18 protein-coding genes are annotated in these 19,399 nt (G+C 73.7%); 11 read left to right on the top strand and 7 right to left on the bottom strand.

Annotation, left to right across the window (positions count from 1 at the left end; genetic code table 11):
* Positions 1-746 precede the first annotated feature (746 nt).
* Both DB32_RS42690 and DB32_RS42685 read right to left on the bottom strand, forming a co-directional pair.
* Complete coding sequence (locus DB32_RS42690) at positions 747-1,337, bottom strand: RNA polymerase sigma factor (protein ID WP_053238417.1); 591 nt, start codon at positions 1,335-1,337, stop codon at positions 747-749.
* A 43-nt stretch (positions 1,338-1,380) separates the two neighbouring features.
* On the bottom strand, positions 1,381-2,373 hold the full coding sequence (locus tag DB32_RS42685; protein ID WP_053238416.1) for a hypothetical protein: 993 nt from the start codon (positions 2,371-2,373) through the stop codon (positions 1,381-1,383).
* Positions 2,374-2,491: 118 nt separating this feature from the next.
* On the opposite strand from DB32_RS42685, the gene DB32_RS42680 reads away from it, so the two are divergent.
* The 4 genes from DB32_RS42680 to DB32_RS42665 all read left to right on the top strand — a co-directional run bounded on the left by DB32_RS42680 (position 2,492) and on the right by DB32_RS42665 (position 6,530).
* Positions 2,492-3,310 carry a phosphate/phosphite/phosphonate ABC transporter substrate-binding protein gene (locus tag DB32_RS42680; protein ID WP_053238415.1) on the top strand — a complete coding sequence of 273 codons (819 nt, stop codon included), beginning with the start codon at positions 2,492-2,494 and terminating at the stop codon, positions 3,308-3,310.
* Between the two features lie 13 nt (positions 3,311-3,323).
* Complete coding sequence (locus DB32_RS42675) at positions 3,324-5,180, top strand: TIM-barrel domain-containing protein (protein WP_083458418.1); 1,857 nt, start codon at positions 3,324-3,326, stop codon at positions 5,178-5,180.
* Between the two features lie 156 nt (positions 5,181-5,336).
* On the top strand, positions 5,337-5,711 hold the full coding sequence (locus tag DB32_RS42670; protein WP_053238413.1) for a hypothetical protein: 375 nt from the start codon (positions 5,337-5,339) through the stop codon (positions 5,709-5,711).
* An 87-nt stretch (positions 5,712-5,798) separates the two neighbouring features.
* Positions 5,799-6,530: a helix-turn-helix transcriptional regulator gene (locus tag DB32_RS42665; RefSeq protein ID WP_053238412.1), complete on the top strand. Its 732-nt coding sequence runs from the start codon at positions 5,799-5,801 to the stop codon at positions 6,528-6,530.
* Here DB32_RS42665 and rtcR read toward each other — a convergent pair.
* A complete protein-coding gene (gene rtcR / locus DB32_RS42660) occupies positions 6,514-8,145 on the bottom strand; it encodes an RNA repair transcriptional activator RtcR (RefSeq protein WP_053238411.1) in 1,632 nt (543 codons plus the stop codon). The genes DB32_RS42665 and rtcR overlap by 17 nt on opposite strands.
* 147 nt (positions 8,146-8,292) lie before the next feature.
* Between rtcR and DB32_RS48925 the strand changes: the two genes are divergently transcribed.
* Genes DB32_RS48925 through DB32_RS42645 form a run of 3 tightly spaced genes read left to right on the top strand, consistent with a single transcriptional unit; the run spans position 8,293 to position 11,127 of the window.
* Positions 8,293-9,084 carry a hypothetical protein gene (locus DB32_RS48925; protein ID WP_053238410.1) on the top strand — a complete coding sequence of 264 codons (792 nt, stop codon included), beginning with the start codon at positions 8,293-8,295 and terminating at the stop codon, positions 9,082-9,084.
* The gene (locus DB32_RS48920) at positions 9,081-10,334 is read left to right on the top strand and encodes a glutathionylspermidine synthase family protein (protein ID WP_053238409.1); all 1,254 of its coding nucleotides are present in this window, start codon (positions 9,081-9,083) and stop codon (positions 10,332-10,334) included. Before DB32_RS48925 ends, DB32_RS48920 begins: the two co-directional genes overlap by 4 nt.
* The gene (locus DB32_RS42645; protein ID WP_053238408.1) at positions 10,318-11,127 is read left to right on the top strand and encodes a hypothetical protein; all 810 of its coding nucleotides are present in this window, start codon (positions 10,318-10,320) and stop codon (positions 11,125-11,127) included. Before DB32_RS48920 ends, DB32_RS42645 begins: the two co-directional genes overlap by 17 nt.
* Before the next feature lie 4 nt (positions 11,128-11,131).
* On the opposite strand, the gene DB32_RS42640 is transcribed toward DB32_RS42645, so the two are convergent.
* Together DB32_RS42640 and DB32_RS49305 are read right to left on the bottom strand one after the other, a co-directional pair.
* Positions 11,132-11,812, bottom strand: a complete 681-nt coding sequence (locus DB32_RS42640) for a DUF4328 domain-containing protein (protein WP_053238407.1) — start codon at positions 11,810-11,812, stop codon at positions 11,132-11,134.
* Positions 11,809-15,054 (bottom strand): RCC1 domain-containing protein, encoded by a 3,246-nt coding sequence (locus DB32_RS49305; RefSeq protein ID WP_205627131.1) that lies wholly within the window; start codon positions 15,052-15,054, stop codon positions 11,809-11,811. The genes DB32_RS42640 and DB32_RS49305 overlap by 4 nt, the downstream gene beginning before the upstream one ends.
* A 149-nt stretch (positions 15,055-15,203) precedes the next feature.
* On the opposite strand from DB32_RS49305, the gene rtcA reads away from it, so the two are divergent.
* The 3 genes from rtcA to DB32_RS42620 are packed head-to-tail and all read left to right on the top strand — an operon-like array spanning position 15,204 to position 17,586.
* Entirely contained in the window at positions 15,204-16,229 is a 1,026-nt protein-coding gene (gene rtcA / locus DB32_RS42630; protein ID WP_083458415.1) for an RNA 3'-terminal phosphate cyclase, read from the top strand.
* The gene (locus DB32_RS42625) at positions 16,229-16,999 is read left to right on the top strand and encodes a ketopantoate reductase family protein (RefSeq protein ID WP_053238404.1); all 771 of its coding nucleotides are present in this window, start codon (positions 16,229-16,231) and stop codon (positions 16,997-16,999) included. Before rtcA ends, DB32_RS42625 begins: the two co-directional genes overlap by 1 nt.
* Positions 16,996-17,586, top strand: a complete 591-nt coding sequence (locus tag DB32_RS42620; RefSeq protein ID WP_053238403.1) for a hypothetical protein — start codon at positions 16,996-16,998, stop codon at positions 17,584-17,586. The genes DB32_RS42625 and DB32_RS42620 overlap by 4 nt, the downstream gene beginning before the upstream one ends.
* A 3-nt stretch (positions 17,587-17,589) precedes the next feature.
* On the opposite strand, the gene DB32_RS42615 is transcribed toward DB32_RS42620, so the two are convergent.
* Positions 17,590-17,880 (bottom strand): hypothetical protein, encoded by a 291-nt coding sequence (locus DB32_RS42615; RefSeq protein WP_053238402.1) that lies wholly within the window; start codon positions 17,878-17,880, stop codon positions 17,590-17,592.
* A gap of 48 nt (positions 17,881-17,928) precedes the next feature.
* Here DB32_RS42615 and DB32_RS42610 point away from each other — a divergent pair, with 48 nt between their 5' ends.
* Positions 17,929-18,801, top strand: coding sequence for a sigma-70 family RNA polymerase sigma factor (locus DB32_RS42610; RefSeq protein ID WP_053238401.1), 873 nt, complete (start codon positions 17,929-17,931; stop codon positions 18,799-18,801).
* 3 nt (positions 18,802-18,804) lie between these two features.
* On the opposite strand, the gene DB32_RS42605 is transcribed toward DB32_RS42610, so the two are convergent.
* Positions 18,805-19,323 carry a hypothetical protein gene (locus DB32_RS42605; RefSeq protein ID WP_053238400.1) on the bottom strand — a complete coding sequence of 173 codons (519 nt, stop codon included), beginning with the start codon at positions 19,321-19,323 and terminating at the stop codon, positions 18,805-18,807.
* Between the last annotated feature and the right edge of the window lie 76 nt (positions 19,324-19,399).

Genomic DNA, 19,399 nt, shown 5'->3' with positions numbered 1-19,399 from the left:
GCGCGAGGACCGCGGGCTGGGCCGGTGCGGGCTGCGGCCGGGCGCGGCGCGCCGGTGCGGCGCGGGCGCGGCCACGGTGGGCGCGGGCTCGGCGAGCGGGATCGCGGGCTCGGCCAACGTGACCACGGCGGTGGGGGTCGGGTCGAGCGCGAGCTCGGTCGGCAGTGCGGGGGTGGGGTTCGGGGCGAGCGCGAGCTCGGTCGGCGCGGGAGTCCGCGCACGGTCGGGCGCCGGCGCAGCGACGTGCGCGCCGGAGCTCGCCGGGTGCGCCGGCTCGGCGGTCGCTGCTGGGCGCTCGGGCTCGGCCGTGATCCCGACCACCATCGCGCCTCCGGCGCTCACCGCCAGCGCGAGCGCGGCGACCTTCGCGAGGACCGACATCCCGAGCGCGCTGCCCGTGACCGCCGTGGTCGCCGCGCCGGTCGCCGCCGTCGCCGCCACGCCCGTCGTCGCGAGGGCTCCGCTCGCGGCCGCGCCGGTCACCAGCGCTTCGCCGCCCGCGAGCACCCCGCCCGCCGCGCTGCCCGTTCCGCTCGCCGCGCTCGCCGCCGCGCTCGCCGCGGTGCCCGCCGCGCCGGCCGCCGCCGCGCCCGCCGCGATCGACGCCATCATCGCGCGACGCACCCGTGCGCGATCCGCCGCGCTCGGATCGTCTCCCGCGCGCGCCGCTTCGATCAGCGCGCGCGCGTCCGGGCCGAGGCGCGGAACGACGCGGTGCGGCCCCGATCGGTTCGCCCGTCGCTCGCTCACGGCGCCCTCCGGTGCGACTCGCGCGCGCGATGCCGCGCGAGCGCCTTCTCGAACTCGATGCGCGCCGCGCGCAGCCGCGAGTACACCGTGTTCAGCGGGATGCCGAGCATCTCCGCGATCTCCGGCGCCGTCGTCTGCTCGAGCTCCGCGAGCACGAACACCGTGCGCTTGTCGTCGTCGAGCTCGTCGAGCAGCCGGTGCAGCAGTCGAACCGCCTCCGCCTGCTCGAGCGCGCCCGCCGGGCACTCCGCGCGCTCGTCGACCATCTCGCCCTGCGTCGACGCCATCGCGTCGTAGCTCGCGTGGCCGCCCTTGCGGCGCTGGGTCCGCCGCCAGTCCGACACGACGCGCAGCAGGATCGCGAACACCCACGTCTTGGGCGACGAACGCCCCTCGAAGTCGCCGAGCCGGCGATGCACGACGAGGAAGACCTCCTGCACCACGTCGTCGATCGCCGCCTCCGCGACGCCGAGGCGACGCGCGCTGCGCCACACGAAGTCGAAGAGCTGCTCGTAGATCGCCTCGAACGACGGCACCTCGCGCGCCGCCGCAGGAGCAGGATCGATCGCGAGCGCCAGCGCAGTCACCGACCCTCCGTGGCCGGCCCGCGCGCGATCCTTCGGGCGTTCGTCAGCGGACATCGACGTGCCCTCCGATCGTGAGTCGCCCCGCGACGGGCGACGGCTCCCACACCACACCGAACGGCGCGACCTCGAAGCCCGGCGCGCCCATCGCGACCGAGAGCTCGAGCCCCACCTCGAGATCGAGCGCGTCGATCGGCGCCCACGGCATCACCGCGCCCAGCGAGAGCGCGCCCATCGCGGCCTCGGCGCGCCCCGGATCGCTCACCCCGACCCCGCGCGCGATCAGCGCGCCGACCTGCACGCCGCCGCAGATCGCGAAGCCCGGGCGATCCGCGTCGCCGTCGAGCGGACGACCACACGCGGCGAGCGATCCGCCCGCCCACTCGACGTCGACACCGACGCCCGGCGGCGCGCCGACCGAGTCGTTCACCAGGCGCGCTCCCTGGGTCGAGAGCCAGCCGCCGCGCACCCGCAGATCGAGCCGATCGATGCGCACCACGACCTCGCCGATCACCCCCGGCGCGATCGCGGGCAGCGTGCCGACGTCGAGCACGAACGCGGCGCCGACGCCCAGCGACACGACGGTGCCGCCCGGCATCGCGAGCGGTGCGTCGGGCGCGCCGAGACGCGACGCCGGATCGTACGCGACACGGGGAGACGGCGCGGGGGTTGGCTCCTCCAACGCGACCTCGGGATCGATGCGCCACGCGAGCACCAGCGCGGTCGCGTCGAGCAGCGCGTCGCAGCCGTCGGCCGCGAGCGTCCGCTCGACTGTGCCGTCCTCGATGCTCCGCAGCTCGACCACCCAGCGGTCCGCGCCTTCCTGGCGCACTTCGGCGTGCACCGCGATCCGGTCCGCAGGCGCGAGCGGTCGTCCGAGCAGCGTCTCGATGCCGGTACGCAGCGCGTGATCGCCGGCGCACCCCGGGGGCGCGATCCACCGCACGTCCTGGGCTCGCGCCGGTGGGCTCGCGGCGAGCACGACCGCGCTCACCACGGCCGGGAACGCGCGCCAGAGCGTGCCTCGTGTGCCCAACATCCCGCCGAGGGAGCACCGTCGAGCACGCCCCATGCCGCGCGCGGGGTTTCACCTGGGCAGTGGTTTCACTGACACGCCGTAACACGGTACGTTGAAGATCGACGGAGGAGGTCGGAGCATGGGAGCGCTCGCGTTCGTCACGGGGCCGGTGCACCTCGACGAGGAAGGCGACGATCTCCGCGCCGACCTCGGGTCCGCGCTGAGCGAGGCGCTGGGCGCCTCGATCGTCGTCGAGAGCGAGCGCAGCTACACCGCGCTGCGCGATCGGGTGATCGCGCGCGATGCCGCGCTCGCATGGCTCCCGCCGGGGCTCTTCGTGCGCGCGCACGAGGCCGGCGCGGTGGGCGGGGTGATGCGCGCCGAGCGCTTCGCGGGCGCACGGTACCAGGGCGCGATCTTCGTGCGCGATGGGTCGAGCGCGACGCGCGCCGAGGACCTCCGGGGCATGCGGGTGGCGTGGGTCGATCGCGACTCGTGCGCCGGGTACTTGTTCCCGCGGCTCGCGCTGCGCGACTGCGGGGTCGATCCCGACGCGTGCTTCGGCAGCGAGACCTTCACCGACAGCCACGCGCGCGTGGTCGCGGCGGTGGCGTCGGGCGCCGTCGAAGCCGGCGCGACGTACGTGCAGCTCAGCGATCCCGAGCGTCCGTCGCGCGGCCTGGCGATCGCCGGGTGGACCGCGTTCGCCGAGACGCGCTCGATGCGCGCGGTCGTCGTCAGCGCGTCGATCCCGAGCGACGCGGTGTGCATCGGCGCCTCGGTGCCCGACGAGGTGCGGGTGCGATGGATCGAGAAGCTGCGCGCCGCGCACGCGCTGCCGCGCGTGTCGCGCCTGCTTCGTGCGATGCTCGGCGCCGATCGGCTCGCCCCCGGCACGCCCGAGGACTACGCGCCGGTGCGCGAGGCGCTGCTCGCGGAGGGCGCGCTGAGGAGCTGATCGAGGAGCCCGCGTGAAAGACTGTCGGCTGGTTCGCGGACCGAGGAAGTGCCTGCTGTTCGTGTCGTGTCTGCTCGCGCTCGCGTGCGATCCAGCCGAGAGCCCCGTCGACGCGGGCACCGACGCGTACGTCGCGCCGCTCGAGTGCGAGGTCGACGTGCAGCCCGAAGCGCCGCTCGCCGATCCGCCGCGCCGCACGCCGCGCTGGGCGTTCGAGCCGTGGATCTCCAAGGACATCTCGGATCGCGACGACACGCTCGCGTTCGTCGCGGGGTTCCGCGAGCGCGACATCCCGGTCGGCGTGGTGGTGCTCGATTCGCCGTGGGACTCGCAGTACACGACGTTCCGCCCGAACCCCGAGCGCTACGGCGACTTCGGATCGCTCGTCGAGACGCTGCACGAGGACGACGTGCGCGTCGTGCTGTGGACCACGGCGTTCGTGAACCGTCGCTCGTACGACCTCGAGATGGGCGGCGACTCGTACCGCGGTCCCGCGCCGAACTACCTCGAGGGCGTCGCGTGCGACTTCTTCGTGAACGACGGCGAGCTCTACGAGTGGTGGAAGGGCCAGGGCGCGAGCGTCGACTTCTTCGACGCACGGGCGCGCGCGTGGTGGCACGCGCAGCAGGACTTCCTGCTCGATCTCGGGCTCGACGGCTGGAAGCTCGACTTCGGCGACAGCTACCTCGAGGCCGACGCGACGCTGCTGACCGACGAGGGCGACGTGCCGCACCAGCGCTACGCGGAGGAGTACTACCGCGACTTCCTCGCGTACGGCGTGTCGCGGCGCGGGCCCGAGTTCACGACGATGGTGCGCGCGTGGGACGAGAGCTACGACCGTCGTGGGCGCTTCCACGCGCGGCCCGAGCACGCGCCCGTCGTGTGGATGGGCGACAACCGCCGCGACTGGTTCGGCCTGATCGACGCGCTCGATCACACGTTCCGCTCCGCGGAGGCGGGCTACGTCGTGCTCGGCAGCGACATCGGCGGATACCTCGATCGCGACGACGAGATGTTGACCACGGTCATCCCGTTCGACGTCGAGACGTTCCAGCGCTGGACCGCGTGGAGCGGGATGATGCCGTTCCTGCAGCTGCACGGGCGCGGCAACCTCGCGCCGTGGACCGTGCCCGGCACCGACGAGGATCGCGCGGCGACGGTCGAGGTGTGGCGCTACTGGGCGACGCTGCACCACGCGATGGTCCCGTACTGGTACTCGATCACCGAAGAGGCCTACGCGACCGACGGCGTGATCGTGCATCCGGTGGGCGACGAGGCCGCGTGGGCGGACGACTGGCGCTACGTCGTCGGTGAGGCGTTCCTCGTCGCGCCGCTGATCGCGAGCGGGAGCACGCGCGACGTCGCGCTGCCGGCGGGCGCGCGGTGGTACGACTGGTGGGCCCCGGGCGCGGCGGCGATCGATGGCGGCACGACGCTCGAGGGCTACGACGTCGGCAGCTCGCGGGTGCGCATCCCGGTGTTCGTGCGCGAGGGCGCGATCGTGCCGATGCACGTCGACGGCGACGCGAACGGGATCGGCAGCGCGGCGAGCGAGGGGTTCCTGACGGTGCTGGTGTGGCCGTCGAGCGAGACGTCGTCGTTCCGACTGCGCGAGGAGCCGGACGACGCGATCACGACGATCACCGCGAGCGAAGGCTCGATCACGTTCGCGCCGGCGCGCGCGTCGGTGATCGTGCGGGTGCGCGCCGACGCGGCACCGACCGCGGTCGCCGCCGACGGCGCAGCGCTCGAGGCGCGCGACGATCGCGCCGCGCTCGACGCGAGCGCGTCGGGCTTCTGGTACGACGCGACCGAGCGCGCGCTGTGGGTGAAGCGCACCGACGCGACGGGGACGATCACGTTCGACTGAGCCCGCGCGCATGGCTCGGCTCGGCCACGGAGGGTCCTCCCCGTCCGCGCGCTCCGCACGCTCCCGTGCGGGCCCTCCGCGGCCGAGCACCCCTGGTGGACTGATTGCGACCGTTCCGTTCAAGCCGCGGTGCCTGCGTGACGGCAGGATCGCGTCATGGACGACGAACGTGGAAGCCTCCTCTCGTGGCAGTGGTCGCACTATCCGAGCGGGCACGCGGACCGCACGAACCTGCTCATCCACGCGATCACGGCGCCGCTCTTCTGGAGCGGCCTCGCGACGCTGGTGCTCGCGCCGCTCTCGGGCGCGCCGCTCGGCGCGCTCGGGGGCGTGGCGCTGATCGTCATCGCGGTCGCGGCGCAGGGTCGCGGGCACAAGCGCGAGCAGGTCGGGCCGCTGCCGTTCCGCGGGCCCTTCGACGTGATCGCGCGGCTCTTCGTCGAGCAGCTCGTGACGTTCCCGCGCTTCGTGCTCAGCGGTGGGTTCGCGCGGGCGTGGCGTCGCGCGGGGGAGAACGTCGCGATCGGCTGATTCGCGCGCTGTCGATGGACGAATCGTCTGCTGGAGCGCGCTCGAGTAGACGATTCGTCCATCCGCGCGGTCCGCTACGCTGGGTCCATGCACCGCTGGCCCGAGCAGCTCCTCGTGTGGAACGCCGTGGGCGCGACCGCGGCGCACGCGCACCACGCCGCGCACGTCGTGCTCGCGACGCGCGGCCACGTCGGCGCGAAGGTCGGGCGCGCGCGGGTCGAAGGCGCGGGGATCTGGGTGCCCTCGAACGTCGCGCACGCGATCGAGCGCGCGGAAGCGCCGACCGTCGTGCTCTACGTCGAGCCGGCGAGCCCGATCGGCGCCGGTCTCGCGTCGGTGCTCGGCGAGGAGCCCGCGTCGATCGCGGAGGCCGTGCGCGACGCCGCGGTGCACGGGCTCGGTGCGCGCGACGCGGGCTCGCCGATCGCCGCGACGCAGGTGCTCGAGGCGCTCGGCGTGCGCGAGGGACGCACCGACATCGACGCGCGCGTCGCGCGGCTCCTGCGATGGCTCGAGGAGAGCGAGCTCGGCAAGGACGAGGTCGCGCTCGCCGCGCTCGCGGCGCGCGCGGGCGTGTCCCCGACGCGCCTCACGCACCTCTTCACGAGCGACGTCGGCACGCCGCTGCGGCGCTACGTGCTGTGGCTCCGGGTGCGCCGCGCGCTCGCCGCGCTCGCGTCGAGCGGCGATCCGATCGCGACGATCGCCGCGCGCTCGGGGTTCGCCGACGCGGCGCACCTGAGCCGCACGATGCGCAGCACGTTCGGGATGACGCCGACCCAGCTGCTGCGCGCGAAGGCCATCACCCCGAGCGCTTGACGAGCGCGTCCCAGTCGAGCTCGAAGCGCGCGAGGTACTTCCGCAGGCGATCCGCGTCGTTGATCGTCGTGCGCGTCTTGCGCGACTCCGCGAACAGCGTGCGTCCCGCCTCGGAGAGCGAGCGGCTGCGCGCGCACACCCGCAGCACCTCTTCGAGCTGCACGCGATCGAAGCGATCGATCCCCGACGCGCGCTCCGGGCCGAGCGTCTCCTCGACGCGATCGACCTCGCCCGCGCTCTGCGCGCTCACCTTCTCGGTCCACGCGTCCTCGAGCCGCGCGATCTCCTCGTCGACGATCGCGACGTCGATGCGCCCGCCGTCCGCGAGCGTCGCCATGCGCATCACCGCGGCGTCGAGATCGCGGAAGTTGCCCGGCCACGTGGCGCGCGGGCTCTCCGCGAACCCGAGGAAGCGCGCCCTCGCTTCTTTCGACATCGAGATGCGCGTGCCGAGGCGTGCGCTCACCGCGTCGAGCTCGTAGTCGAGGTTCGGCGCGATGTCCTCGCGTCGCTCGCGCAACGCGGGCAGGCGGAACGTCCAGAGGTCGATGCGCGCCAGGAGATCCTCGCGAAACTTCCCCTCGCTCACGCGCGCGCGCAGATCGCGGTTCGTTCCGCAGATGAGCTGGAACTCGCTCTTCACCTCGCGATCCGAGCCGAGCGGCAGGAACGTCTTGTCCTCGATCGCGCGGAGCAGCATCGCCTGCTCGTCGAGCCCGAGCTCGCCGATCTCGTCGAGGAAGAGCAGCCCCTGATCGGCGCGGCGCAAGAGGCCCTCGCGCTTGTCCGCGGCTCCGGTGAACGCGCCCTTCACGTGCCCGAACAGCGCCGAGTGCGCCATCTCTCCGCGCAGCGTCGCGCAGTTCACCTCGACGAACGCGCCGCGCAGCGACTGGCGCGCCTTCTTGAGCTCGTAGACGCGCTTCGCGAGCATCGACTTGCCCGCGCCGGTCGGGCCCATGAGGAGCATCGGCTCGCGCGAGCGCGCTGCGACGACCTCGATGCGCTCGATCATGCGATCGAACGTCGCGTTGCGGGTCGCGATGCCGCTCTTGAGGAACGTGCGCGCCTCGACGCGCTCCGCGCTGAAGCGACGCGCGATGCGGTCGTACCGCGAGAGGTCGAGGTCGACGATGCGGTGCGTGCCGTGTTTGCTCTCCTCGCCGCGCACGGGCGGCGAGGTCTGCACGAGGCGCGCGGGGAAGTGCCGCGACTCGCAGAGCAGGAAGAGGCAGATCTGCGCGACGTGCGTGCCCGTCGTGATGTGCAGCGGGTAGTCCTCGCGCTCGGCGTCGAAGCGCGTGTCGCGCGCGAAGTCGTAGAGCGCGCCGTACATCTCTTCGAGGTCCCACGCGTCCTCGATCTCGATCGGGTGCGAGCGGACCTCGGTGCGCGGCGAGATCTCCCCGATGTCGGTCGCGACCTGCGACGCGAGCGCCTCGAACTTCGGCTGGAAGAGGAGCTCGAAGCGATCGATCGCGAGCTCGGGCTGCGCGCAGAGCGCGACCGAAGGACGCCACTTCTCCCAGCGCCGTGGGCCGAGCCCGGCGTCGAGCGTCGAGCCCACGAGCCCGATCGCGACGGTGCGACGCGCCTTGTCCTTCTTATCCGCCACGCGCGGAGCTTATCCCAGCGTCGCAAGGCGCGCGGCTGCTAGATCCATCGTGATGGCGCGGATGAGCTACGCCGAGTACCTCGCGCTCGAGCGTGAGAGCGAGACGCGCTGTATCGAGATCCGCTCGCGTCCGCGTAGACTGCTCGCGTGTCCGACGACGAGACCCTCGTGCTGGTCGCATCGGGCGTCGTCGCCGCGATCACGCTGTGGCGCGCGCTCGTGCCGACGATGTCGCTCTCGTCGCTCCATGCGCCGACGGCGACGCGACGCTGGGTGTGGGTCGCGTTCGCGCTCGCGCTGGTCGTGGTGCACGGGACGCTCGCGACGATCTCCGCGTCCGACGTGCGCACGAGCGTCGAGTACACGTTCTTCTACGACGTGATGGGCCTCGCGTGGCTCGGGACGACGGTCGCGCTGTTCCACCTGCTCGGGCTCTCGCTGCGCGACGACGTGCTCGAGCGTCGCAATCCAGCTGCGCTCGCCGCGTTCGCGGGTGCGACCATCGGCGCGGGATTCGCGTTCGCCGGCGGCAACGTGGGCGATGGGCCGGGGTGGTGGTGCGTCGTCGCGGCGAGCGGGCTCGCGACGATCCTGCTCGCGGGATCGTGGCTCGGCGTGCACCTCGTCGGCGGCGCGGCGGACGCGATCACGATCGATCGCGACGTCGGCAGCGGCGTGCGCGTGGGCGCGCTGTTGATCGCGGTCGGCGCGATCGGCGGGCGCGCAGCGGCGGGCGACTGGGTCTCGCTGTCGCACACGATCGAGACGTTCGTCGTCGCGGCGTGGCCCGCGCTCGTGCTCGTCGTGCTCGCGGGAGCGGTCGAGCGCGTGCTCGCGCGCGGTGTGCCGTCGCGGTCGAGCGCCGTCGCGATCCTCGCCGCGTCGGTCTATCTCGCGAGCGCAGGCGTCGTCGTTGCGGCGCAGGGTCTGCCCGCGTGATCGACGCCGCGATCCCGATCCCGCTCGCGTGCACCCCGGCGCTGGCACCCGAGGCGCACGCCGCGCTGCGGCGGCGGCTGATCTTCGATCATCACAAGTGGGATCCGCAGGTCGGCGACGTCTCGGTGATCGCGCCGTACGCGCTGTGCATCGCGCGTCGCACGTGGGAGCACGTCGCGGCGCTCGCGCTCGAGCTCGCGCGCGAGCTGCTCGATGCGGAGCGCGCCATCCTCGCGTCGCCGCGCGCGATCGCGCGCCTCGCGCTGCCGCTTCCGATCCACGCGGTGCTGCGCGCGCGATTGCTCGGCGCGCCCTCGCCCGGGATCGCGCGGTTCGTGCGGTTCGACTTCCATCCGACGCCGCAGGGGTGGCGCATCTCCGAGGCGAACAGCGACGTGCCCGGCGGGCTCATCGAGGGCGGCGCGCTCTCGTCGCTGATCGCGCAGCACCACGCCGGCGCGCGCCCCGCGGGGGATCCCGGGGGCGCGCTCGCGGCGTCGATCGCGCGCGCCACGCGCGTCGGCGCGCGCATCGGGCTGGTGCACGCGACCGCGTACAACGACGATCGCCAGGTGACGTTCTTCCTCGCCGATCGGCTGCGCGCGATCGGGCTCGAGGGCCTCCCGTGCGGGCCCCACGATCTCGCGTGGCGTCGCGGGCGCGCGCACGTCGCAGGCGCACCGCTCGACACACTCTTCCGCTTCTTCCCCGCGGAGTGGCTGCCGAACCTGCTGCTCGAGAGCGCGTGGTGGCGCTTCTTCCGCGGCGCGCGCACGCCGGTCGCGAACCCCGGCGCGGCGCTGCTCACGCAGAGCAAGCGGTTCCCGCTCACGTGGGACGCGCTCGGGCTCGCGATGCCCGCGTGGCGCGCGCTCCTTCCCGAGACGCGCGACGTGCGCGAGGTCGACGTCGCGTCGGGCGAGTGGGTGCTCAAGCCCGTGCTCGGGCGCGTCGGCGACGGAGTCACGATCCCCGGCGCGACCGCGCCGCGCGAGTGGGCGCGCGCGCTGCGCGACGTGCGCCGTCATCCGCGCGCGTGGATCGCGCAGCGCTCGTTCGAGACGCTCGCGGTGAGCACACCCGAGGGCCCGATGTACCCGTGCCTCGGCGTGTTCGTCGTCGACGGAGCGATCGCGGGCGCGTACGCGCGTCTGTCGGCGCATCCGCGCATCGACGATCGCGCCCGCGAAGCGGGCGTGTTGGTGAGCGAGGACCGCGTGATCGAGGAGCCCGATGTCGCTCGAGCGTGAGCAGATCTACGCCGCGTGGGCGCCCGATGGCGCGCCGTGGTCGCCCTGGGTGAAGCCCGTCGTCTTCGCGGTGATGGAGCGCGGCCGCAGCACGCAGGTCGAGCCGATCGACGTGTCGTGGGCGCCCGCGCCGATCATCGAGACGATCGGCGAGGACGATGGATACCGGGCCGCGCCGGAGCGCGTGCACACGCCCGCGAAGCGTCGCGCGGCGCTGGTGATCGATCTGCCCGCGACGGAGTCGGTGCGCACCGGCATCTCGCTCGTCGCGCGCGGCTATCGCCCCATCCCGGTCTTCAACGCGGCGGCCGGTGCACCGCCCGGCGACGTCGCGCACCTGGTCGCCGGCGCGATCGCCGCGGGCACGCGGACGCTGGAGAGCGCTGCGCTGCCGCTCGACGCGCCGCCCGCGTTCTTGCTCGACTCGTGGCGCGGCACGGGCATCCCGACGCCGGGCACGTACGACGGGCGGTGGATCGTGTTCCCCCAGGACTTCCCGTCGGCGCGCCTGCTGCGCGCGCACGGCATCGAGCGCGCGATCCGGCGCGCCGCGCAGACCGCGCTCGACGACGATCTCGCGCACGTGCTCCACGGCTGGAAAGACGGCGGCGTCGAGATCCTCGGCTCGACGCCGGGCGACGCGAGCGAGCGCGCGCTCGACGTGCGGCCGCCGCCCGGATACCGCTCGCTCGTGCGTCGCGCGCTCGCCGTGCTCGGGCTGCGGCGCAGCGCCGCGGGCGGCTTCGGCGGGATCGTGCCGGTGCCCTCCGAGGGCGGCTCCGGCTACAGCTGATCGTTCAGGCGAACGTCGCGGCGATGCCGTGGATGTCGTCGCGCGTCGCGCGCGCGAGCTGGTTCTTGCGGATGCGCTCGACCACGAGGATCGCGAGCACCGCCGCGGTCAGGTGCGCGAGGAAGCTCCCGGCGACGAGCGTCGTCTCCACCGACTCGCCCTGTGCGAGCACGAACCGCGTGATGATCAGCGAGCCGATCCAGCACGCCCACCAGCCTGCGACCAGGCCCGTGTCGACCGCGCTCGGCTCGGGCGCGCTCGCGCGATCGATCTCCCGCACGACCTGGTACGGCACCCACGCGTTCACGCACGGCGCGAACCACACGCCCACCGCGGCGCCGGGCGTGAACTGCAGCTTCGTCTCGCTCAGCACGTGCGCGTTCTTGCTCGCCCGGTGCAGCCACACGAGGAACACGACGGCGGTGCACAGGCGCAGCACGATCTCGATCGGCTCCGCCACGTCCCAGAAGCGGTCTCGCGCATCCCACACCGCGAGATCGTCGACGCTCGGGAGCACGAGATCCTGCGCGGCGAGCACGACCAGGTAGAGCGCGAACCAGGCCACGTTCATGCCGAGCGCGACCTGCGCGACGCGCGCTCGCGGCGTGGTGTCGAGGAAGCCCTCGGGGACCTCGGCGCGCCCCCCGCCGTCGTCGGCGGGAGGCGCGTCGAAGATCGTGCTCACAGCGGCGCCCCGGTGGGCACCAGCGGGCGCAGCGTGAGCCCCGCGCCGAGCTGCGCGAAGCCGTGGAAGCCCACACACCGCACGCCGCCCGCGTCGCGGACGCACGTCGAGGTCCCGGTCGCCGCCACGTCCGTCGCGCCGCTCACGCCCTCGAGCTGCACCGGCATCGTCACGAACGGCGTGGTCGCGCCCGCGCCGAGCTGACCGTCCACCGCCGCGCCCCAGCACCACACGCTGCCGTCGGTCCGGCGCGCGCAGGTGTGATCCCAGCCCGCCGCGATCTGCGCGACGTCGGTGAGCCCGACCACCTCGCGCGGCGCGAACCGATCCGCCGTGCCGCCGTCGCCCACCTGACCGAGCGCGTTGTCGCCCCAGCACGACACGCGACCCGAGACCAGCAGCGCGCACGTGTGGGCGCGACCGAGCGCGACCTGCGTCGCGAGGCCCAGCTCGGGCACGTCGAGCGCGGTGTGACGCGCGCCCCCCGGCGAGCCGTCGCCGTGCTGGCCCTGATCGTCGGCGCCCCAGCAGCGCACCGTGCCCGCGCCACCGCTCGCGCTCACGATCGCGCACGCGTGGAGCTCGCCGGCCGCGATCGCGATCGCGCTCTCCGCGCCGGGGATCGGCGTCGCGACGCCCGAGTCGGTCACCGCGTCGAAGCCCACCTGCCGCTGTGCCGAGTCGCCCCAGCACCGCACGACGCCGCCCGCGTCGCGCGCGCACGCGAACTCGCCACCGACCGCGATCTGCGCCTGCCCGGCGGGCAGCGCCATCACGCTCAGCGGCGACGCCGAGTCCACCACCGAGGTGCCCTGGCCGAGCTGGCGCTGGCTGTTGTCGCCCCAGCACCGCACCGCGCCGCCGTCGAGGCGCGCGCACGCGAAGCGCTCGCCCATCCCGAGCTCGACCACGTCCTCGATCGCCACCGCGGCGCGCGGCACCAGCGCGTCCGACGCGAGCGCGTCGAGCACCAGCCCCGTCTCCGAGTTGCCCCAGCACGAGAGCGCACCGTCCGCGCTGCTCGCGGCGCACCACACCGCGTGACGACGCGGGCGCGTTCCCGCGATCGTCGCGACCGTCGACGCATCGATCGACACCGCCGCCGGCTCGCGCTGCGCCGGTGCGATCAGCCCGAGCTGCGCGAGGTCGCCCTGGCCCCAGCACACGCGCGCGCCCGCGCTGGTGATCGCACACGTGCCGGTCGCGCCCGCGTCGATCGCGGTCAGCGTCGCGCCCGTCGAGGTCACCGCGCGCGGCGTGCGCCACGACAGACGCGAGCCATCACCGATCTGACCGGCGGCTCCATCACCCCAGCAGTACGCGCCGCCATCGACCAGCGCGCACGTGTGCCACGTCCCCGCGGTGATCGCGGTCGCCGGGCCGGGCAGCGTCACTGCGACCGGCGTCGGCTGATCCGGCATCATGCCGATGCCGAGCTGGCCGCGCTGGTTGTCGCCCCAGCAGCGCACGGCGCCGTCGCGCAGGCGCGCGCAGGTGTGATCGCCGCCCGCCGCGATCTCCACGACGTCCGCGAGCGCCAGCACGCGCACCGGCAGGCTCTGGTCGGTGTTCGTCCCGCCGTCGCCGAGCTGCCCCTGATCGTCGTCGCCCCAGCACGACGCGTGGCCGTCGTCGTGCACCACACAGGTGTGATCGGTGCCCGCGCTCAGCGCGACCGCGGCGGGTACGAGGTCGACCACCATCGGCGCCGCGCTGTCGTTCCGGTCGGGGCCGCCGCGACCGAGCTGGCCGTTGTCGTTGTCGCCCCAGCACCACGCGTCGCCCGCCTCGTCGAGCGCGCACGCGTGCTCCTGTCCCGTCGCGACCGCGCTCATCGTCATCGTCTCGATCACGCCGATGCGCCCGGGCGCGAGCCGCGCCGCGCCGACCGCTCCGGGGCCCTGCTGGCGCGCCGCGTTGCTGCCCCAGCACCACACCGTCGCGTCCTCGTGGAGCGCGCACGCGAACTGACCGCCGAAGTCCACCTGGGTGAACAGGTCGGGCATCGTCGTGACCGGCAGGAAGCGCGGCGCCGTCGTCCCGTCGCCCACCTCGCCGCGCGTGTTGTCGCCCCAGCAGCGCAGCGCGCCGTTCATCGTCAGCGTGCACCCGCCGCGGTCGCCGAGCGCGACGTCGAGCGCGTGATCGATGCGCACGCACGCGCTCGGCTCGCCGGTGCATCCATAGGCGAACTCGGTCGCGCACGTCGCGTCGCAGCCGTCGCCCGACTCGAGGTCTCCGTCGTCGCACGACTCGACGCTCGCGACGATCCCGTCGCCGCAGATCGACGCGCACACGCTCGGCATCACGCCCACGCACGAGAAGCCGCGCTCGACGGTGCACGTCGCGCTGCATCCGTCACCAGGATCGGCGTCGTCGTCGTCGCACGCCTCGCCGCCCGCGACGACCCCGTCGCCGCACACCGGCGTGCACGCGCTCGGCATCCCGCTGCACGCCCAGCCGGTCTCGATGCGGCACGACGGCGAGCATCCGTCGCCCGCGGTCCCGTCGCCGTCGTCGCACTGCTCCATGCCGGCCACGATGCCGTCGCCGCAGCCCGCGGCGCACACGCTCGGCGCGCCCTCGCACGACCAGCCCGCCTCGATCTCGCAGGTCGCGCTGCAGCCGTCGCTCGCGCTCGTGTCGCCGTCGTCGCAGGCCTCGCCCGCGACCACCATTCCGTCGCCGCAGACCGTCGCGCACGTGCTCGGCGTTCCGCTGCACGTCCATCCGCCCTCGACGCGGCACGCGCTCGAGCAGCCGTCGCCCTCGTCGACGTCGCCGTCGTCGCACTGCTCGCCCGGATCGATCGCTCCGTCGCCGCAGCTCTCGATGCAGACGCTCGGCTCGCCGGTGCACGACCAGCCGGCCTCGATGCCGCACGACCCGTTGCAGCCGTCGAGCGGCGCGGTGTCGTCGTCGTCGCACTCCTCGTCGCTCGCGACCTCGCCGTCCCCGCAGCTCGAGCGACACACGCTCGGCGATCCGAGGCAGCCGAAGCCGTGCTCGACCTCGCAGGTCGGCGAGCAGCCGTCGCCGGCCACGAGATCGCCGTCGTCGCACGCCTCGCTCGCGCTGCGCGTCCCGTCGCCGCAGCCCGGCACCGGCGTGGCGTCGATGTCCGCCTGCGCGTCGGGGCCCGACGCGTCGCGCTGCGGCATCCCCGAGTCCATCAGCGTCGGCGTGTCGTCGTCACCTCCGCCGCATCCGGGTGTGCTCGCGACGACAGCCAAGACGAGCACGAGGAGAGTGAAGACCGAAGCGGCTGGTTTCATGGCCGCCGAAATTACACGCACTCCGTCCCGTGGCGAGGAGCTTTCGGAACTCGTGACGGAGTCGTTCCAAGGCGCGCGCGATGCTCGTACGATGTGCGCCGAGGAGAGCCCGGGCGATGCTGGTGATCGACGGATCGATCGGTGAGGGAGGCGGGCAGGTCCTTCGGAGCGCCCTCTCGCTCTCGATGGTCACGCGCAGGCCATTCAAGATCGAGCGCATCCGCGCCGGCCGCGACAAACCCGGCCTCGCGACGCAGCACCTCGTCGCGGTCCGCGCCGCGGCGTCGGTGTGCAACGCCGAGGTCTCGGGGGACGCGATCGGATCGACCGCGCTCTCGTTCCGACCGCGCGCGATCAAAGGAGGCGAGCATCGCGTCGCGATCGACACCGCGGGCAGCGCGACGCTCGTGCTCCAGACGATCACACCCGCGCTCCTCCGCGCGCCCGAGCCGAGCGTCGTCACGCTCGAGGGCGGCACCCACAACCCGGCCGCGCCGCCGTTCGAGTTCCTCGAGAAGTGCTGGGCCCCCGCGCTCGCGACGATGGGCGTGAAGGTCCAGGTCTCGCTCGAGCGCCCCGGCTTCTACCCGAAGGGCGGCGGGCTCTTCACCGCGCGCATCACGCCGGGCGAGCTCGGTCGCTTCGAGCGCGAGGAGCGCGGCGCCGAGAAGTCGCGCCGCGCCACCGCGACCATCGCCGGGCTCTCCGAGCCGATCGCGGATCGCGAGCTGCGCGTCGGGAAGGAGCGCCTCGGGCTCGCGCGAGATCAGATGGAGCGCCGCGTGCTCGACGAGGCGCTCGGGCCCGGCAACGTCTTCCAGGTCGAGATCGTGTACGAGCACGGCACCGCGCTCTTCGTCTCGTTCGGCGAGCGCGGCCTGCGCGCCGAGCAGGTCGCGGAGATCGCGATCGGTCGTGCCCTCGCGTTCCACGAGAGCGACGCGGCGATCGAGGAGCACCTCGCCGATCAGCTCCTGCTCCCGATGGCGATCGGCAAGGGCGGCCTCTTCACCACCACCGAGCCGAGCTCGCACGCGCGCACCCAGGCCGAGGTGCTGCGCCGCTTCCTCGACGTCGACGTCGACATCACCACGCGCGACGAGCGCACGTACACGATCGAGATGCGCGGAGCCGACGTCTGATGCCGACCTCGACGCGACGGCCCGTCGCCATCGTCGGGCTCGGGCAGCTCGGCGCGACGTTCGGCATGGGCCTCTTGCGGCTCGGGCGCCCAGTGCTCCCGGTGCTGCGCGGGGACGCGATCGAAGCGCTCGTCGCGCACGATCCCGAGCTCGTGATCGTCGCGGTCGCGGAGAAGGATCAGGACGCGACGTTCGCCGCGATCCCCGCCGCGCTCCGCAAGCGCGTCGCGCTGGTGCAGAACGAGCTGCTCCCGCCCGACTGGCAGGCGCACGACATCGTCGATCCCACCGTCGCGGTGGTGTGGTTCGAGAAGAAGCGCGGCCGCGGCGCGAAGGTCGTGCGCACCACGCGCATCGGCGGCCCGTGCGCGGATCTGCTGGTGCGCGCGCTCGAGAGCGTCGATCTCCCGGCGCGCCGCGTCGACGCGCGCGACCTCACGTTCGAGCTGGTGCGCAAGGACCTCTACATCCTCGGCTCGAACCTCGCGGGCCTGAAGGTCGGCGGCACCACCGCGGATCTGTGCACGACCCATCGCGCGCTCGTCACCGCGATCCTCGAGGACGTGCTCGCGCTCGACGAAGCGCGCCTCGGCGCGTCGCTGCCGCGCGAGGCGCTGATCGAGTGCGCGTTCCTCGACTTCGCGAAGGACCCCGAGCACGCGAGCACCGGACGCAGCGCGCCCGAGCGCCTCGCGCGCACCCTCGCGCGCGCCGAGCAGCTCGGCGTCGACATCCCCGCGATCCGCGCGCTCGCGGCCGAGACTCGATGACGCGCGTCGCGCTCGTCCTCGCGCTCCTGGTCGCGTCGTGCGACCTGCCCGCGGATCGCCGCGCCGCGTACGCGATCACCGACTGGACGCTGAGCACCACGAGCTGCGAGGACGAGGGCGACGACGTCCGCGCGATGCGCGTGAGCACGCACCTGCTCGTGAACCCGCTGGGACGCACCGACGATCGGGAAGCGATCGTCACCACCTGCATCCGCGCGTCGGGCACCACGAACGACTGCGAGGACGAGGGCAACGACGTCTCGTCGATCGCGGAGCTCTCGTTCCACATGGAGCAGGAGTCGGAGTCGGTCTTCGTCGACTCGCGACTCGTGCTCGACGACAGCGGCACCTGCGCGGGCGTGCTCGAAGCGGCGCGCCTCACGTTCCCGGTCGCGCAGCGCTTCCGCCTCGAGATCCGCCGCACCAGCTTCGACGTCCCCGGCGCGCTCGACTGCATCACCGAGGCGAACGCCCAGCTCGCGACCCGCGACTGCGAGGCGCTCGAGGTCCTCCACGGCGACTTCGAATTCGAGGTCGAGGGCCCGCACGAGTCGAGCTCGAGCGACGACGACGACGACTGGGACTGACGATCACGCGCCGATGCGCTCGAGCGGCCGGGGCATCGGCGGACCACCGATCGCGCGCTCCGCGACCGTGCTCTGTAGCGCGCGCATCGCCGCGATGTTCGGCAGCGGGTTCTCGACGCCCTCGTCGAGCCGGAGCAGCCCGACGAATTCGCCCTGCCCCGCCACGCGGTAGTACTCGAAGCGCACGCCCGCGGGCGGCGCCGCGGCCAGCGCGGCGAGCGCCGCCTCCACCGCCGCGGTCACCTCCGCGACGTCTCGATCGTCCACCCGGTAGTGGATCATCAGCACACGCATGAACGTTCCTCCTGCTTCCACCCTCAGGACGACCGGAGCGGCGGAGAGGTGACCGCCCCCGACGAGCTCGCGGACGAATTCGAGCGATCGCGTGCCCGCCTGCGCGCGGTCGCGCTCCGCATGCTCGGCTCGCGCGACGAGGCCGACGACGCGGTGCAGGAGACGTGGCTCCGCGCGAGCCGCGCCGGTGCGCGCGATGTCGAGAGCCTGAGCGGGTGGCTGCGCACGATCCTCGGCCGGGTGTGCCTCGACATGCTGCGAGCGCGACGCCGGCGCGGCGAGGTGGGCCTCGACGAGCTCGACGTGCCGACGAGCCCCGACGACGAGCTCGCGCAGGCCGAGTCGGTCGGGCTCGCGCTGCTGGCCGTCCTCGAGCGGCTCGGCCCCGACGAACGCGTCGCGTTCGTGCTCCACGATCTGTTCGGCGTGCCGTTCGAGGAGATCGCGGTGATCCTCGAGCGCTCCCCGGTCGCCGCGAAGAAGGTCGCGAGCCGCGCGCGCCATCGCGTCGTCGGTGCGCGCCGGGTCCACGCGCCCGACGTCGAGGAGAAGAAGCGCGTGATCGAGGCGTTCCTCGCGGCGTCACGCGCGGGCGACCTCGACGCGCTGCTCGCGGTGCTCGCGCCCGACGTGGTGCGCCGCGCCGATCGCGTCGCGCTGCCGAGCGACGGGGAGCGCGAGCTGCGAGGCGCACGTCGGGTCGCCGACGAGACGCGCGGCAACGCAGCCCGCGCGCGCCACGCGCGCGTGATGTGGGTCGACGGCGAGCTCGGCGCAGTCGTCGCGCCGCGCGGCCGCGTCGCGATCGTGCTGCGCCTCGCGATCGAAGGAGGCCGCATCACCGAGCTCGACGTGATCGCCGAGCCCGCGCGCCTGCGCGCGGTCGATCTCGCGGCGCTGGAGACCGACCTCGCGCCCTGACGCTCACTCGCTCGGCGGGTCGTCGTCCTGCGCGTCGCGGCGGCGGCCCTTGCTCGTGTAGCCGGTCATGAACTCGAACGCCTGCGCGACCTCGGGCAGCCGTCGGCCCACGCTCTTCGAGAGATCGTAGACGTCGAGCGCGGCGCGCCACGCCTCGTCCTCCGCGAGCATGCGCGCGTCGACCAGCGCGCCGAGCTTCGCTTCGTACTTCTGGCGCAGCTCGTTCTCGCGCTCCCACGCGCGCTGCGCGCGCCCCGCCAGCGCGCGCAGCTTCGCCGGGCTGAGCCCGGGCACCCGCAGGTGCGCGCGGTTCGCCTCCCACGCGCTGGCGCTCGTGCCGAGCGCGTCGTCGTAGTCGGCGGGCGGGCGCAGCAGCGACGCGCGCTGCTCGTCGGTCAGCCGCGGAGCGCTCACAACGCGCGCGCGCGACGATGACTTCTTCGCGGTCTTCTTGTTCCCGGCGCTCTTCTTCGCGCGGGTCTTCTTGGTCGCGCTCTTCTTGGATGTCTTCTTGGTCGCCATGACACGAGATCGTACGCGACGCGTCGAGCCCCGCCAGGGAGCGCGAGGATCCGATCGCGATCCGCGCGAGACGCAA

The organism is Sandaracinus amylolyticus, assembly GCF_000737325.1.
Taxonomy (GTDB): domain Bacteria; phylum Myxococcota_A; class Polyangia; order Polyangiales; family Sandaracinaceae; genus Sandaracinus; species Sandaracinus amylolyticus.
Note: the sequence above shows the minus strand (reverse complement) of the source record. Positions and strands in the feature narration are given on the sequence as shown.